Here is a 16,071-nt window from a genome sequence, read left to right on the forward strand (position 1 = left end):
GGCAGCCTAACCACCCCCGCCGGCCCTAAAAACCAACACACCACACGGCCTCACGGGAACCGGTGTTCCCAATCTTCTGGTGGGGGGGCACGGGGCCGGCCCCGGTACCGGAATCGCCGGTACCGGGCACGGGGCCGCCTGATCAGGCGCGGCCTGCGGACTTCTGGGTCCGCCGGGAGACCGAGTCGATCACGACGGCGGCGAGAAGCACCGCGCCGGTGATCATGTACTGGATCTCGCTGGCCATGCCCTCCAGGTTCAGACCCTGCTGGATCGACTGGATCACGAGCATGCCGAGCATCGCGGACCAGATCTTGCCCCGGCCGCCGAAGAGGCTGGTGCCGCCGATGACGGCCGCGGCGATCACCATCATCAGGGTGTTCCCGGCGCCGAGGCTCTTGGTGGCGCCGCCGGACTGGCTCGCGATGAACAGGCCGCCGAAGGCGGCGAGCATGCCGGAGATCGCGAAGACCGTGATCCGGATCCGGTCGACGTTGATGCCCGCGCGGCGCGCGGCCTCCGCGTTGCCGCCGACCGCGAAGACCTGGCGGCCGAAGGTGGTGCGGCGGGCCACGAAGTCCGCGACGACGAGCACGGCGAGGAAGAGCACCAGGGCGAGCGGCAGGCCGCGGGCGCCGCTCGGCTCGTTCAGGAAGTACGCGACGACGAACGCCATGACCGCGAGCAGGCCGGTGCGAAGCAGGATCTCGCTGAGCGGCCGCGAGGGCAGCTGCGCGGCCTTGCGGCGCCTGGCGTCGAGCAGCTGCGAGCCCGCGTACAGGAGCACCGCGACCAGCGCCAGGCCGTACGCGGCGGCCTTGTCGGCGAAGAAGTGGGTGGTGAGGTCCTCGACGACGGAGCCGGACGGGGTGCTGATGCTGCCTTCCTTACCCATCAGCCAGATCTGCAGGCCGCTCCAGCCGAGGAAGCCCGCGAGGGTGACCACGAAGGCCGGGACGCCGACCTTGGCGAAGAAGATCCCGTGCAGGGCGCCGATGACCAGGCCGCTGGCGATGGCGACGAACACCGACAGCCAGTCGCCCCAGCCGTGGGTGACGCTCAGGACCGCCCAGACGGCGGCGCCGACGCCCGCGACGGAGCCGACGGACAGGTCGATCTCGCCGAGGAGCAGGACGAAGACGATGCCGACGGACATGATGCCGACGCCGGAGCTGAAGACGGCGATGTTGGCGAGGCTGGAGGCGGACAGGAACTTGTCGTTCTGCAGCTGGAAGACCAGGGCGATGACGATGAGGCCCACGACGACGGGCAGCGAGCCGAGCTCACCGCCGCGCACCTTGCGGGTGAACTCCGTCCAGTAGCCGGCGAAGCCCTGCTCGCGCACGAGGAGGCGGGGGTCGACGGCCGGGGCGGGCGCCGCCGACGGCTCGGCGTCGACCGTGCCGGTGGTCGCCGTCCCGGGCGTCCCGCTCTGTCCTGTCCCTGACTGGGGTGTTTTGGCGAGGTCGCTCACTTCGCGTCCTCCTTCGTGGCGGTGGCCGTGCGCGCCTTGCGGCGGGTCACGGCGTTGTCCGTGGCGCCGGTGATGGCGGCGATGACTTCTTCGGGGGAGGTGTCGGCGACGGTGAAGACGCCGTTGTTGCGGCCGAGGCGCAGGACCGCGACCCGGTCGGCGACGGCCTGGACGTCCGCCATGTTGTGGCTGATCAGAATGACGCCGTGGCCGCGCTCGCGCAGCCGCTCGACCAGGTCGAGGACCTGCGCGGTCTGCTCGACGCCGAGGGCGGCGGTGGGCTCGTCGAGGATGACCACCTTGGGGTCGCCGACGAGGGCGCGGGCGATGGCGACGACCTGGCGCTGGCCGCCGGAGAGCGCGGCGACCGGGATGCGGACGCTCGGGATGCGGATGGACAGGGTGTCCAGGAGCTCCCGGGCGCGCTTCTCCATCGCGATCTCGTCGAGGACGGTGGCGCTCCTCAGCTCGCTGCCGAGGAACAGGTTGGCCACCACGTCGAGGTTGTCGCAGAGCGCGAGGTCCTGGTAGACGGTGGCGACGCCGAGGTTCTGGGCGTCGTGCGGCCGGCCGATGCGCACGGCCCGGCCCTCCCACTCGATGGCGCCCTCGTCGATGGGGTGAACCCCGGAAATGGTCTTGACGAGCGTCGACTTTCCGGCGCCGTTGTCGCCGACGAGGGCGACCACCTCACCGGTGTGGATCTCGAGGTCTACGTCCGTGAGCGCCTGGACGGCGCCGAACCGCTTGGAGACCCCGCGCAACGCCAGCACGGGCGTAGCGGACACGTGAATCATCTCCTTCGCCGCCTGACCGGCGGGGATGGTGGTGCAGTGCGCACGAAGCGAAGGTGCGTCGCGCGACAGAGCGACGTACGGGAGTCAGCCCGGTGCCCGCCCTCCGATTGCGGGGCGGAGTGATGGAAGCAGGCACCGGACCAGTAGGTGAAGGTGTCTCGCGGCCTGAGCGGCGCGTCAACACCCGTGACCGGGCGGGGAGTTACTTGATCCCGGCCTCGTCGCACGCCTTCTTGAACTGCTTCGTGCAGATCTCGCTCGCCTTGTAGACCTTGTCCTTGACGATCGTGTCGGCGACGTCGTCCTTGGTGATCGCCTGGGCGTCGTAGAGCTTGGCGGGGATGCCCTTGAAGTCGCCGCTCAGCGAGTCGACCTTGCGGTCGGCGAGGTCGTCGATCTTCTTGCCCTTGAGCAGGCGGACGGCCATCTCGGCGGTGGTCTCGGCCTCCGGCTTGATCTGCTTGTAGATCGTGAAGGCCTGGTCGCCGCTCAACAGGCGCTGGATACCCGCGAGTTCGGCGTCCTGGCCGCCGACCGGGACGTCGATGCCGCGCTGCTTGAGGGCGGTGATGATGCCGCCCGCCATGCCGTCGTTGGCGGAGTAGACGCCGTCGAAGCCGCCCTTGCCGAGCTTGTCGATGGCGGCGGCCATCTTCTTGTTGGCCTCGTCCGGGGACCAGTCCGGGATGTCCTGCTCGTAGACGACCTTCTTCACGTTCTTGTCGAGCACCGAGTGGGCGCCCTTCTTGAAGAACGGGGCGTTCGGGTCGGTCGGCGAGCCGTTGATCATCACGACGTTGCTGTTCTTGGCGTCGCCGCCGAGCGCCTTGACGAGCGCGCCGCCCTGGAGGCGGCCGATCTTCTCGTTGTCGTACGACACGTAGCCGGCGAGCGGGCCCTCGGCCAGGCGGTCGTAGGCCACGACCTTGACGCCTTCCTTGTCCGCGCGCTCGACCCAGCCCTTGGTGGACTTGTAGTCCACCGCGTCCAGGATGATCACCTTGACGCCCTGCGTGATCAGGGCGTCGAACTGCTTCTTCTGGGTCTCGATGTCCTGCGCGGCGTTGTTGTACTTGATCTCGCAGTCGCCGCACAGCGACTTGATCTTCGACTCCATGATCGGGCGGTCGAAGGTCTCGTAACGCGTGGTCTTGTTCTCCGGCAGGAGCAGACCGATGGTCTTGCCGTCGCCGCCGCTGCCCTTGTCGTCGCCGTCTCCGGCCTCGCCGCAGGCGGCCAGGCCGAGGGCCATGGAAACGCTTGCGGTGGCTATGACGACGCGGCGCGTCAATGCGTTCATTTGGGGGTGCCTCCCTGACGTGGCCGCGTCGTTGCGGCCGAGGTGGCTCGAAGTCAACTCGGCCACCCGACACGCGTCAAGGAGTAAATCCTTAACGAGATGACAACGGTGCCATGCGTTATCTAAGTGAAGGCGGGTGCGGCGGTCGCCAGACTCCCGTCCAAAAGGGTCGAATCACCCATCTCGCTGAGGGCCAGGGCGAGCGCCCCGAGGACCTCGGCCCGCGCGCCAAGTGCCCCCGGAAGTACGGACAGTTGACGGGCCGCGCTCGGGATCGCATACCGCCCGACGGACTCGCGGATGGGCCCGAGCACCAGCTCGCCGGCCTCCGCGAGGGAGCCCCCGAGGACCACCCGGCTCGGGTTGAGCAGGTTGCAGAGGTTCGCGACGCCGCTGCCGATGTGCCGCCCGACGTCGGCGATCACCCGGCGGCAGCCGGGGTCGCCGTCCCGGGCCAGGGCGACCACCTGCTCCATGGTCAGGTCGGTGCCGTGGCTGGAGTGCAGCAGCGGCAGGACGTACCGGGCGGCGGCGAAGGTCTCCAGGCAGCCGCGGTTGCCGCAGCGGCAGACCGGGCCCGACTCGTCAAGCGTGATGTGGCCGATCTCCCCCGCGGTGCCGCCGGGCCCCCGGTAGATCCGCCCGTTGATCACCAGGCCCGCGCCGACACCGCTCGCGACCTTGATGTACGCGAGGTCCTTCACGCCGCGCCCGCTGCCCCAGACCAGCTCGCCGAGCGCGCCCAGGTTGGCGTCGTTGTCCACGTGCACCGGCACGCCGAGCCTGCTGCCGAGCTCCTCGGCGGGCTTGGTGCCGGCCCAGCCCGGCAGGATCGCCGTGGAGCCGAGGGTGCCGGACTCCACGTCGATGGGGCCCGGCACGCCGAGGCCGACGCCCGCGATCTTGGAGCGGTCCACCCCGGCGGCCTCGATCAGGCGGCTCACCAGGCGCTCCGCCCGGTCCAGGCCCTGCGCGGCGGAGGCGTCCACGTCGAGCGGCTCGGACTCCTCGGCGAGCACCTTGTGGGCGAGGTTGCCGAGTGCGACGCGCAGGTGGGCGTGGCCGAAGTCCACGCCGATCACGATCCCCGCGTCGCCGCTGAGCGAGACGCTGCGGGCCCGGCGCCCGCCCGCCGACGTGGGCGTGACCTCGACCGTGCCGCCGTCCTTCAGCTCACGGACGATATTGGACACCGTCGCGGCGGACAGGCCCGTCGTCCTGGCGATCTCCGCCTGCGTGAGTGATCCCGCGAGCCGCACCGCGCGGACGACCCGCTCCAGATTTGCTCGGTGCAGTGACGACTGCGACCCCGGAGTCTCCATCGACTCATCCACTCCCGCCTATGGCGGACGGCGCCGTCGCCGCCCGTACAAGTTGTGAACTCCAAGCTCCGCTGAAGGTGTTGCCGCAGTCAAGTCCTTGAGGGAAATCCGGTCGGTCACGGCACACACACGAAGCGTCCCGCGTGCGGCAGGCTCGCGGGACACCTCGTACGTGTGATCCTTTTCGTTACTTGATCGTGGCCGCCGTGAGGCCGGACTGGACCTGGCGCTGGAAGGACAGATAGACGACGAGCACCGGGATCATGGAGATGGTCATGCCCGCGTACAGGGCGGGCAGGTCGGTCTCGTAGTTGCCCTGGTTCATCAGGCTCACCAGGCCCTGCGCCAGCATGGAGCGGTCCTTGTCGCCGCCGCTCTGCTTCTGCATGAGGGTCAGCGGCAGGATGTACTGGTTCCACTGCCCCAGGACGTTGAAGATGCCGACGCTGATCAGGCCCGGCTTCGCCATCGGCACCATGATCTGGAAGAACACCCGGGTGTGCGAGGCGCCGTCGATGACCGCCGCCTCGTGCACGGCCGTGGGCAGCGTCCGGAAGAACGAGTGCAGATAGAACACGGTGAACGGCAGCGAGTACGCGACGTACACCAGGATCAGCCCTTGGTACGTGTTCAGCATGCCGAGCCGGTCGACCATGAAGTACAGCGGCACCAGGGCGAGGAACACCGGGAACATCGACCCGGCGACGAAGAAGTAGTACAGGAACCGGTTGCCGAAGAACTCGTACCGGGCGAGGACGTACGCCGCCATCGCGCCGAGCAGCATCGTCAGCGGCACGGAGAAGGCCATCACGATGAGCGTGTTGAGCAGGTAGTCGCCGACGCCCTTCTCCCAGCCGCGCTGGAAGGCGTCGAAGGTCCACTCGGTCGGCCAGGACCAGGCGCTGGACTTGATCTGCGAGTCGGTCTTGAAGTTGCCGAGCAGGATCCAGCACAGGGGCAGGACGATCATGACCGCCCACAGCACCAGGAAGCCGTGCGAGAAGGCGTTGAGGGTCCTGCCCTCCATGCCGTCGGCGCGGCCGGGGCCGCCGCGCCTGCCGCCGCGCTGTCTTGGCACGTCGACCTTGGTGACGGGGGGTTGCGTCGCGGGAGCCGTCATGTCGCTCGCGCCTCCCTAGTACTCGATGCGGTCACGGCGGCTGAGCCGCAGCGTGACGATGGACACGATCAGGGTGAGCAGCAGCATCACGACGCCCATGGCGCAGGCGTAGCCGCTCTTGCTGTACGTCTGGAAGTTCCGCATCAGGTACGTCGAGATGACCTCGCTGCTGTGGTCGGGGCCGCCGCCGAAGTCCTGCGACGTGAGCGTGGAGATCAGCAGGAACGCGTCCATGGACAGGATGGCGAGGAACACCCACGCGGTCTGGATGGTCTCCCACAGCAGCGGCAGCGTCACCCGGACGAAGGTCTGGAACCGTCCGGCACCGTCGAGCAGCGCGGCCTCGTAGATGTCCTTGGGGATGGACTGCATGGCGGCCGAGAAGAGCACCATGTAGAACCCGGCGCCGGCCCACACCATCACGAAGACGATGCACCACAGGACCAGGTCGGGGTCGTTCAGCCACTCCGTGGGGTTGTTCTTGTCGCCGAGGCCGATCCCCTGGAGCGTGCCGTTGATGAGCCCGGAGTCGTCGCCCCGGTACACCGCCTTGAAGAGGATGGCGAGGATGGCGACGGAGAGCACCTGCGGGAAGAAGAAGATCACCCGGTAGAACCGGGAGCCCCGCACTCCGCTCACGCCGCCCGCGCCGCCGCGCCCGCCCACGTTCACCATGAAGGCGAAGAACAGCGAGAGCAGGATCGTGAGCGTGGGCACGAGGACCAGGAGCAGGGCGTTGTGCTGGAGCGCCTTGACGAAGACGTCGTCCTTCGCCAGGTCCTTGTAATTGTCGAACCCGACGAAGTTGAACTTCTGTGAGGCGCCGCTCCAGTCGGTGAACGAGTAGCTGATGGTCTGGATGTAGGGCCAGATCACCAGCAGTACGTAGAGACCGACGGGAAGGACGAGAAATCCCGCGATGAACGGGTACTTTTTCCGATGCATGACACCCTGCTCCTGATAGCGCCTGTTTTCTCCCCCGCCCTTCTCTTCGCTACTTCTTCTTGTCCGTCTTCTTCTTCGCTTCCTTGTCGACGGCCTTCTGGCAGCGCTCCAGCCACTTCTTGGGCGTGCTGCGCTTGGCCATCAGCTCACCGGTGGCGTTCTGGATCTCGACGTCCAGCTCGCCGTACCACTCCGAGTAGCGGAAGTTGAAGCGCTCGTCCACGGGGCAGGCGTCGACGGCCGCGAGCGCCGTCTTGATGCCGGGGCGCAGCTGCACGCTCTTGTCGACGTAGTCGGGGCCGAGCACGGACAGGGAGCTGGCCTCCTTGGCGAAGGCGGTGGCGCCCTCCTTGGACAGCATGCGCCGCAGGAACTCCAGGCCGCCCGGGACGTTCTTGGCCTTCGACGGCACGATGAACGGCTCGTCGGCGCCGGTGCGCACGGCGTGCAGCTTCATCTTGGAGTCGGGGAGCAGCGGCAGCGGCAGGAAGGTCATCTCGAAGTCGGCGGGCGTCTGCTTGGCCTGCTCGTTCTCGATCCAGGATCCGGACGGGATGAAGACGGCCTTGTACTCGTTCCACTTGGTCTGGGCCTCGGTGTGCTCCAGGGAGTTGGTGCCCGGCATGAGCAGGCCCTTCTCGACGATCTCGTACACCGCCTCGACGGCCCGCTCCGCGGCGTCGTTGCCGACGAACGCCTTCGGGTCGAGGTTGTCGATGGCCTTGACCGCGTCCATGCCGCCGGTCTTCGCGATCAGGTCCATGATCACGATGTTCATGTAGTACGGGTACTTGCCCTGGTGGGCGAGGCCGCCGATGCCCTTGGACTTGGCGTCCTTCATGATGTCGAGCAGCTGGTCCCAGGTCTTCGGGACCTCCCAACCGTGCTTCTTGAACAGCTTGTTGGAGTACCAGAGCCCCCAGGCCGCGTACACGTAGAACAGCGCGTGGAACTTGCCGCCGAAGGTGCCCTGCTCGATCGTCCCCGGCAGCATGATGTCGCGGACCTTCTTGCTCGGGTCGTCGACGGACGGCGCGTCGAGCAGCTGCGTGAGGTCGGTGAGCTGCCCGTCCTTGAAGAGGGTGTCCAGCTTCATCTTCTTCGACCCGGAGTCGTCGACGACGTCCGGCGGATTGCCCTTGTTGAAGCGGGGCTGGAGCTTGCCGGTGACGTCCTGCTCGCCGGAGTGCGCGACGCTGCCGCCGTACTTCTTCTCGAAGGAGTCCTCCCAGGCCTTGGCGTACGCGTCGCCGTAGCCGCCCTTGAAGATGAAGACGTCGAGGTCGTTGTCCTTCGCTACGCCGAAGGGGTTCTCCTTCGTCTTCTTGACCGTCTTGGCCTTGTCGTTGTCGTCGTCGCCGCCACCGGAGGCACACGCGGACAGAAAGCCCATCGCGGGCACGGAGACGATGCCGAGGGCGGCGGTGCGCTTGATGAGCTCGCGCCTGCCCATGCCGTTCGTCGTACGGGAGGTGTGGGGCGTGCCGGGTGTTTCGGAAGTGGATCCCATGCTCAAGTCCTCGCTCTCTTCCAGGACTCAGGCGGTGAACCGGATCCTCCCCGGCACCGCGGAGTTGTGTAGCTGGGGTTCGTGCGGGATGTGTCCGGCGGCGGGGAAAACGGGCCGCCCGGACGCGCACAGGTATAGTCCACTCGCCACCGGGCAAGCAAGATCGAATGCAGGTTTGGCCTGCCACCTTTTCCGAGTTGAGACCTCTTAATGGCGGGCATGCCGCCAGATAGTACGGACCAAATCGGAAAGTCCAATTCTCCGGTGTTGCTTGTGTCTTGACCCGGGACGGGTCGGGGTGGACGGGTGATCTTCCACCCGCCCACCCGTTCGGCCGCGCGGCTACGCGGCTACGCGGCCGCTGGGCTACTTGGCTACTTGGCTACTTGGCGATCCAGACGCCGAAGTCCCGTCCCGCCGTCCCGAAGTCGTGGAAGCCCATGCGGACGTTCTGCGAGCCCCACGTCATCGTGCCCTTGGCGATCACGCCGCCGCTCGCCGACGTCGTGTAGACGGGACCGCCGCTGTCGCCGCCGCGGACCGCCGTCAGGCCGTCCATCTGCCGGACCTCGGTGGTGTCGTTGCGGTTGCCGTCGACGTACTCGACCTTGAGGTTGCACACCGGACCGCCGGTCTCCCAGGCGCTGGTCGCCCCGGACTGGCACAGGTACTCCCCGACGAACGACCAGTCCCAGCCGTCCACCGTGCGGACGGCGTTGTCGTGGGAGCCGCCGACGTAGATCTGGTCGTCCACGTTGGAGGTCGGGATCAGCGCGACGTCGTGCAGTTCGTTGCGCGCCCCGAAGGTGCCGATGAACTCGCCCTTGGCGTCGGTGATCCGGTCGCCGGTCCGGCCGCAGTGAGCCGCCGTCAGGACGTACCGGTTGTTGGCGCCGTCCCGCACGCCGAAGCCGGAGCTGCACATGCTGTTGCCGTTCCGGATCCGCGCGCCGCCCGACCACGGGGCCCAGTCGTCCTCGCGCGAGACCTGCTTCGGCGCCTCCTCGCGTACGACCTTGACCGGGACGTCGACGTCGGGGAGCTGCGCGGCCCCGAACGCCCTGGCCTTGCCGTCGCCCTTGTCCACGGCCAGGACGAGGCCGCTGCCGTCGGACGGGACCTTCACCCGCGCGGCCGGGGCGTTGGCGTCCCGCTTCAGCCAGGCCTCGACCTTCGTCCGGGACGCGCCGAGCTCCTTCAGCGAGTGCGGGGCGCGGGCGATCCTGACGGGAGCCTTCTTCTCCGCCCGCGCCACGGCCGCGCGCATCGACGACGGCAGCGGGCCCTGCCACCACAGCGCGACCTTCTTGTCCTCCAGGACGATGCCCGCGTAGCCGTCGTAGTGACCGCGCTCGACCGCCGAGCGGAGCGTGCCCGCCGCGGCGACCAGCGGTCGCTGCGCGGCCATGCGGCGCTCGCCCTGGCGCCGGGCACGCTCGTACGCGGCGGCGTCGACGTCGGAGTTGGCCTTGGACTTGGCGTTGGCGTTGGCGTTGGCGTCGGCCGACGGGGCCGCCTCGGCAGCCGCCGGCGGGCGCTTCTCGTGCGGCTCGGCGCCGGTCGCCGCGTCCGCGGACGCGGCGACGCTCAGCAGTGTGCCGGCGAGCGCGGCCGTCATCAGGGCCGTCACCGCACGAGAAGCGGGTACGGAACGTCTCTTCACAGATCTCACCACAGGTCTCAGCTCTCTGTTCGGTGGGTTCGGTGGGTTCGGTGGGTTCGGTGGGTTCGGTGGAGCCCCCAGACCCTGCGGAACGGCCTGTTCCAGCCGCAAGGCCGGGCGCCCCATCCGGGACACCGGAACGTCCCCACCCGCGCCGACCTGGGGAAACAGCCCTCACCTGGAACGCCGTTCCGGGACACCGTCCGGTCCGCTGGCCCCGTCAACACCCTTGACACCCCTGGCCACTTGCCGCCCTACTGGACCTTGCACGGCAGCGTGACAACGTTGTCCGGATCAGCCCGGACGGGCAGGGAGGGAGCAGGGGATGGGGTACGGACGTCAGGGGCGCAGACCTGGAGGGGGGCTACTCTTTGGGGTCACCGCCCTGGCCGTGGTCGCCGCCTCGCAGGGTGCGGCCATCGCGCAGCCCGGAGAACAGCCGCGCGCGGACCGGGAATTCAGCTCGTCGTTCGAGAAGGACGACGCCGCGCCGGACTGGCTGAACACGGTCGAGACCGGGGCGGACGGCAAGAAGCGCGCGGGCGGGGTGAACGGCGGCTTCACGGCCGGGATACCCGGCGGCGTCAACGACCGCGTCGTCGGGGTCAAGGCCAGCGGCGAGCACGCCGGCTCCGGTGAGGTCAAGGAGAACCTCGTCGACGGCGAGAAGACCACGAAGTGGCTCACGTTCGACAGGACGGGCTGGGTCGAGTTCGCCCTGGACTCCCCGGCGAAGGTCGTCCGGTACGCGCTGACGTCGGCCAACGACCACGCCCAGCGCGACCCGAAGAGCTGGACGCTCCAGGGCTCGACGGACGGCCGGGAGTGGAAGGACCTCGACAAACGCGAGGGCGAGACCTTCGGCGAGCGGTTCCTGACGAAGACGTACGACTTCGCGAACGACACCGCGTACACGCACTTCCGCCTCGACATCAGCGCCAACAACGGCGGCGGCGAGATCCAGCTGGCCGATCTGCAGCTGTCCATCGGCGGCTCGGACACGCCCGCGCCGCCCGACGACATGCAGAGCGCCGTCGACCGCGGCCCGGCCGGGTCGCCGACGGCCAAGGCGCGCGCGGGCTTCACCGGCAAGCAGGCCCTGAGGTACGCGGGCACGCACACGGCGGACGGCCGCGGCTACTCGTACAACAAGGTCTTCGACGTGGACGTGAAGGTGGGCCGGGACACCGAGCTCGGCTACCGCGTCTTCCCGTCCATGGACGACGAGGACTTCAAGAAGGCGCCGTACGACGCCACGAACGTCGCCGTCGACCTGGCCTTCACCGACGGCACGTACCTCAGCGACCTCAAGGCCACCGACCAGCACGGCTTCCCGCTGACCCCGCGCGGGCAGGGCGACGCGAAGGTCCTGTACGTCAACCAGTGGAACGACGTCGCGTCGCGCGTCGGCGAGGTCGCGGCCGGCAAGACGGTCGACCGGATCCTCGTCGCGTACGACTCCCCCAAGGGCCCGGTGAAGTTCCGCGGCTGGGTGGACGACATATCCCTGGCGGAGAAGGCGCCGCCGAAGCCGAAGGCGCACCTGTCCGACTACGCGTCGACCACGCGCGGCACCAACTCCAGCAGCGGCTTCTCGCGCGGCAACACCTTCCCCGCGACCGCCGTCCCGCACGGCTTCAACTTCTGGACGCCGGTGACCAACGCGGGCTCCCTGGGCTGGCTGTACGACTACTCCAGCCGCAACAACGACGACAACCTGCCGACGATGCAGGCGTTCAGCGCGAGCCACGAGCCGAGCCCATGGATGGGCGACCGGCAGACGTTCCAGCTGATGCCGTCGGCGGCGAAGGGAACGCCGGACGCCGACCGGGCCAAGCGGGCGCTGCCGTTCCGGCACGAGAAGGAGACCGCGCGCCCGCACCACTACGGCGTGACCTTCGAGAACGGCCTGAAGACCGAGATGACGCCGACCGACCACGCGGCGATGTTCAGGTTCACCTATCCCGGCGACGACGCGAGCGTGGTCTTCGACAACATCGAGAAGACGAACGACACCACGCACAAGGTCGGCCTGACCCTCGACAAGGACAAGGGCGTGGTGACCGGCTACTCCGACGTGAAGTCGGGCCTGTCGGTCGGCGCGACCCGCATGTTCGTGTACGGCACGTTCGACCGTCCGGTGACGGACGGCGGCAAGCTGTCGGGCGGCGGCACCACCGACGCCACCGGGTACTTCCGCTTCTCCCCCGGCAAGGACCGCACGGTCACGCTGCGCCTGGCCACGTCCCTGATCAGCGTCGACCAGGCGAAGGCCAACCTGGACGCGGAGATACCCGACGGCACGTCCTTCGCCACGGTCGAGGACCGGGCGCAGAAGCAGTGGGACAAGGTCCTCGGCCGCGTCGAGGTGGAGGGCGCGAGCGAGGGGCAGCGCACGTCGCTGTACTCCAGCCTGTACCGCCTGTACCTGTACCCGAACTCCGGCTTCGAGAAGGTCGGCAAGACCTACAAGTACGCCTCGCCGTTCACCGAGCAGCCGAACCCGGACACCCCCACCCACACCGGCGCGAAGATCGTCGAGGGCAAGCCGTACGTGAACAACGGCTTCTGGGACACGTACCGGACGACCTGGCCCGCCTACTCCCTGCTCACCCCGAAGAAGGCCGGTGAGCTGGTCGAGGGGTTCGTACAGCAGTACAAGGACGGCGGCTGGACCTCGCGCTGGTCCTCGCCGGGCTACGCGGACCTGATGACCGGCACGTCGTCCGACGTGGCGTTCGCCGACGCGTACGTGAAGGGGGTCGGGGGCTTCGACCCGAAGGCCGCGTACGACGCCGCTCTGAAGAACGCGACCGTCGTGCCGGACCAGGGCGGCTACGGCCGCAAGGGCATGGCCACCTCGCCGTTCCTCGGCTATACGAGCACGGACACGCACGAGGGCCTGTCGTGGGCGCTTGAGGGCTATCTCAACGACTACGGCATCGCGAAGATGGGCCAGGCGCTCTACAAGAAGACGGGCAAGCAGCGCTACAAGGAGGAGTCGGCGTACTTCCTCAACCGCGCGCGGGACTACGTCAAGCTCTTCGACGCCAAGGCCGGGTTCTTCCAGGGCCGGGACAAGAAGGGCGACTGGCGCGTCCCGTCGGACAAGTTCGACCCGCGTATCTGGGGCCACGACTACACCGAGACGAACGCGTGGGGCTACGCCTTCACGGCCCCGCAGGACTCGCGCGGCCTCGCCAATCTGTACGGCGGCCGCAAGGGCCTCGCGAAGAAGCTCGACACGTACTTCGCGACGCCCGAGACCGCCTCGCCGGAGTTCGTCGGCTCCTACCCGGGCGTCATCCACGAGATGACGGAGGCCCGTGACGTGCGGATGGGCATGTACGGGCACTCCAACCAGGTCGCGCACCACGCCGCGTACATGTACGACGCGGCCGGGCAGCCCTGGAAGACGCAGGAGAAGGTCCGCGAGGTCCTGTCCCGCCTGTACACGGGCAGCGAGATCGGGCAGGGCTACCACGGCGACGAGGACAACGGCGAGCAGTCGGCCTGGTACCTCTTCTCGTCGCTCGGCTTCTATCCGCTGGTCATGGGCAGTGGTGAGTACGCCATCGGGTCGCCGCAGTTCAAGAAGGTGACCGTGCGCATGGACAACGGCCGGGACCTGGTCGTGACGGCGCCGAAGAACAGCGCGAAGAACGTGTACGTGCAGGGCCTCAAGGTCAACGGCAAGAAGTGGACCTCGACCGCCCTGCCGCACAAGGAGATCGCGCGCGGCGGCACCCTGGAGTTCGACATGGGCCCGAAGCCGTCGTCGTGGGGCTCGGGCAGGAACGCCCAGCCGGTGTCGATCACGCAGGGCGACGCGGTCCCGTCGCCGCGCGAGGACGCGACGGAGGTCGGAGGCGAGCTCTTCGACAACTCCTCGGCCACGTACGCGCGGGCGGCGTCCGTCGTGGTGCCGGTCGCGTCCCGCACCGAGGCCGTCCAGTACACCCTCACCTCGGCCGACAAGGGCAAGGCCCCGAGCGGCTGGGTCCTTCAGGGCTCCCGCGACGGCGAGAAGTGGACGACCGTCGACAAGCGGTCGGGCGAGTCCTTCGCCTGGGACAGGCAGACGCGGCCGTTCACGGTGAGCAAGCCGGGGTCGTACGCGAAGTACCGCCTGGTGTTCACGGGTGGCCGGGCGACGCTGTCGGAGGTGGAGCTGCTGCGCTGACGCGTTACGCGGCAGTTCGTGAGCTGACGCAGTGTGCGGCGGCCCGCGCCTTCCCGTCCCTCGGGGCGGGGGTGCGGGCCGCCGTGCGTCCGGCGGGGGCCGGTCAGGCGCCGAGCGTCGCCTTGATCTGCTTCTTGTCGGGCTTGCCGACGGGGGTCAGCGGGATCTCCGGGAGCAGGTGCAGGCGCGACGGCGCGTACATGGCGCCCTTGTGCCGGGTGGCGTAGTCCCGCAGCTCGTCCAGGTCGATCTCCTTGCCCGCGGCGGGCACGGCCGCGACGTGGACCTCTTCGCCCGCGTCGGCGCCGCGCGCGCCGAACACCGCGCAGTGGGCGACGGCCGGGTGGGTGTGCAGGAGGTCCTCGAGCTCGTGCGTGTAGACGTGGCCGCCCACCACGATGATCATGTCCTTGAGCCGGTCGGCGATGTAGAGGTAGCCCTCCTCGTCGAGGTGGCCCATGTCGCCGGTGTGGATCCAGCCGTCGCGCAGGACCTCGGCGGTGAGCTCGGGCTGCTTCCAGTAGCCGGTCATGGCCTGCCCGGAGCGGACCCGGATCTCGCCGGTCTGCCCCACGGGCAGGGGCGTGCCGTCCTCGGCGTGGATGGTGACCTCGATGCCGGGGATCACGCGGCCGACGGTGGCCTGGCCCTCCTGGGGCATGTCCTTGTGCTCGTCGGGGCCGATGATCGTGACGTGGCCGACCTCGGACTGGCCGTACCCGCCGAACAGGACGGGCCCGAAGACCTCGTGGGCCTGGCGGAGCCGGGTCGGCGACGCGGCGCACCCGCCGTAGGAGATCCGCAGGACGCTGCTCAGGTCGGTGGCGCCGAGGGCGGGGTGGTCGAGCAGGCGGTAGAGGAGCGGGGGCAGCAGCCACAGGTGGGTGATCCGCTCGCGCTCGACGGCGGCGAGCACGTCGCCCGCGTCGAAGGCGTGCTGGAGGACCACGGAGCCGCCGGCCAGGAAGGTGGCGTCGGCGATGTTGCCCGCGACGTGGGCGAGGGTGGTGGCGGCCAGGAAGCGGGGCGGCTCGCCCGCGAAGACGGAGCCGAAGGCGAGCATGTCCTTGTAGGGGCCGTGCGCCATGCGGACGCCCTTGGGGATGCCGGTGGTTCCGCCGGTGTGGCGTATGCACCAGTCGTCCTCGGGGCGGGCCGCGCTCGGCACGGGCCGCACCTCGCGGCGGGCGGCGAGCTCCAGCAGGTCCTGGCCGAAGGGGCTCCGGCCGAAGGAGAGGACGTGCGCCGGCCGGGTGTGGGCGAGGAGCTGGTCGGCGGAGTCCGCCAAGTCGGGGTCGACGAGGAGCAGTTGGGTGTCCACGCTCTCCGCGACGTGGGCGAGGGTCCCCGGCGCCATGCCGTCGTACAGGAAGACGACGCGCGCGCCGAGCAGGTTGGCGGCGTACCGCGCGGCGAGGACCTCGGGCCGGTTCCGGGAGAGCAGCGAGACGGTGGTGCCACGGCCGACGCCCCAGTCGGCCAGTTCCGCCGCCATGCGCAGGACGCTGTCGTGGAACTCTCCGGCGGTCACCCGGCCGCCGTCCGCGGTGGTGATCAGGGCGTGGGCGGGGTCTCTCGCCAGGACGTCGAGGATCGAATCCACATAGCTGCGGAACGCGGGCTGCTCCGGACTCACCGCTACGGCAGGGATATTGGTGGTCATGGCGTACTTCTTCCTACGTTGCAGGCGCTGATGCAGGTACTTGCTACCTGTCGGTACGCTAACAAGTAATTTCATGGTGAAGGTGTCTTGTTGA

General features: G+C 68.9%; 10 protein-coding genes. 1 reads left to right on the forward strand and 9 read right to left on the reverse strand.

Annotated elements, in window-relative coordinates:
- Positions 1–142 precede the first annotated feature (142 nt).
- The 8 genes from ACFWZ5_RS14570 to ACFWZ5_RS14605 all read right to left on the reverse strand — a co-directional run bounded on the left by ACFWZ5_RS14570 (position 143) and on the right by ACFWZ5_RS14605 (position 10,131).
- On the reverse strand, positions 143–1,474 hold the full coding sequence (locus ACFWZ5_RS14570; protein WP_384803091.1) for a sugar ABC transporter permease: 1,332 nt from the start codon (positions 1,472–1,474) through the stop codon (positions 143–145).
- On the reverse strand, positions 1,471–2,271 hold the full coding sequence (locus ACFWZ5_RS14575) for an ATP-binding cassette domain-containing protein (RefSeq protein WP_384803088.1): 801 nt from the start codon (positions 2,269–2,271) through the stop codon (positions 1,471–1,473). Before ACFWZ5_RS14575 ends, ACFWZ5_RS14570 begins: the two co-directional genes overlap by 4 nt.
- A 202-nt stretch (positions 2,272–2,473) precedes the next feature.
- Positions 2,474–3,571: a substrate-binding domain-containing protein gene (locus ACFWZ5_RS14580; protein ID WP_384803085.1), complete on the reverse strand. Its 1,098-nt coding sequence runs from the start codon at positions 3,569–3,571 to the stop codon at positions 2,474–2,476.
- A gap of 122 nt (positions 3,572–3,693) precedes the next feature.
- Positions 3,694–4,893 carry an ROK family protein gene (locus ACFWZ5_RS14585; RefSeq protein ID WP_384803082.1) on the reverse strand — a complete coding sequence of 400 codons (1,200 nt, stop codon included), beginning with the start codon at positions 4,891–4,893 and terminating at the stop codon, positions 3,694–3,696.
- Positions 4,894–5,080: 187 nt separating this feature from the next.
- Positions 5,081–6,013 carry a carbohydrate ABC transporter permease gene (locus ACFWZ5_RS14590; protein ID WP_384803079.1) on the reverse strand — a complete coding sequence of 311 codons (933 nt, stop codon included), beginning with the start codon at positions 6,011–6,013 and terminating at the stop codon, positions 5,081–5,083.
- A gap of 15 nt (positions 6,014–6,028) precedes the next feature.
- Positions 6,029–6,958 (reverse strand): carbohydrate ABC transporter permease, encoded by a 930-nt coding sequence (locus tag ACFWZ5_RS14595; protein WP_384803076.1) that lies wholly within the window; start codon positions 6,956–6,958, stop codon positions 6,029–6,031.
- Positions 6,959–7,007: 49 nt separating this feature from the next.
- Complete coding sequence (gene ngcE / locus ACFWZ5_RS14600) at positions 7,008–8,468, reverse strand: N-acetylglucosamine/diacetylchitobiose ABC transporter substrate-binding protein (RefSeq protein WP_384803073.1); 1,461 nt, start codon at positions 8,466–8,468, stop codon at positions 7,008–7,010.
- A gap of 382 nt (positions 8,469–8,850) precedes the next feature.
- The gene (locus ACFWZ5_RS14605) at positions 8,851–10,131 is read right to left on the reverse strand and encodes a S1 family peptidase (protein ID WP_384890745.1); all 1,281 of its coding nucleotides are present in this window, start codon (positions 10,129–10,131) and stop codon (positions 8,851–8,853) included.
- Positions 10,132–10,456: 325 nt separating this feature from the next.
- Between ACFWZ5_RS14605 and ACFWZ5_RS14610 the strand changes: the two genes are divergently transcribed.
- Positions 10,457–14,314, forward strand: coding sequence for a GH92 family glycosyl hydrolase (locus ACFWZ5_RS14610; protein ID WP_384801319.1), 3,858 nt, complete (start codon positions 10,457–10,459; stop codon positions 14,312–14,314).
- 103 nt (positions 14,315–14,417) lie between these two features.
- On the opposite strand, the gene ACFWZ5_RS14615 is transcribed toward ACFWZ5_RS14610, so the two are convergent.
- Entirely contained in the window at positions 14,418–15,977 is a 1,560-nt protein-coding gene (locus ACFWZ5_RS14615; protein WP_384801322.1) for an AMP-binding protein, read from the reverse strand.
- Positions 15,978–16,071: the final 94 nt, after the last annotated feature.

It is taken from the genome of Streptomyces sp. NPDC059003, from assembly GCF_042740445.1.
Lineage (GTDB): Bacteria > Actinomycetota > Actinomycetes > Streptomycetales > Streptomycetaceae > Streptomyces.

Bases quoted from the DNA above. Each gene is read 5' to 3' on its own strand.
- ACFWZ5_RS14575 (WP_384803088.1), bottom strand. From the start codon at position 2,271: ATGATTCACGTGTCCGCTACGCCCGTGCTGGCGTTGCGCGGGGTCTCC.
- ACFWZ5_RS14580 (WP_384803085.1), bottom strand. From the start codon at position 3,571: ATGAACGCATTGACGCGCCGCGTCGTCATAGCCACCGCAAGCGTTTCC.
- ACFWZ5_RS14585 (WP_384803082.1), bottom strand. From the start codon at position 4,893: ATGGAGACTCCGGGGTCGCAGTCGTCACTGCACCGAGCAAATCTGGAG.
- ACFWZ5_RS14590 (WP_384803079.1), bottom strand. From the start codon at position 6,013: ATGACGGCTCCCGCGACGCAACCCCCCGTCACCAAGGTCGACGTGCCA.
- ACFWZ5_RS14595 (WP_384803076.1), bottom strand. From the start codon at position 6,958: ATGCATCGGAAAAAGTACCCGTTCATCGCGGGATTTCTCGTCCTTCCC.
- ngcE (WP_384803073.1), bottom strand. From the start codon at position 8,468: ATGGGATCCACTTCCGAAACACCCGGCACGCCCCACACCTCCCGTACG.
- ACFWZ5_RS14610 (WP_384801319.1), top strand. From the start codon at position 10,457: ATGGGGTACGGACGTCAGGGGCGCAGACCTGGAGGGGGGCTACTCTTT.
- ACFWZ5_RS14615 (WP_384801322.1), bottom strand. From the start codon at position 15,977: ATGACCACCAATATCCCTGCCGTAGCGGTGAGTCCGGAGCAGCCCGCG.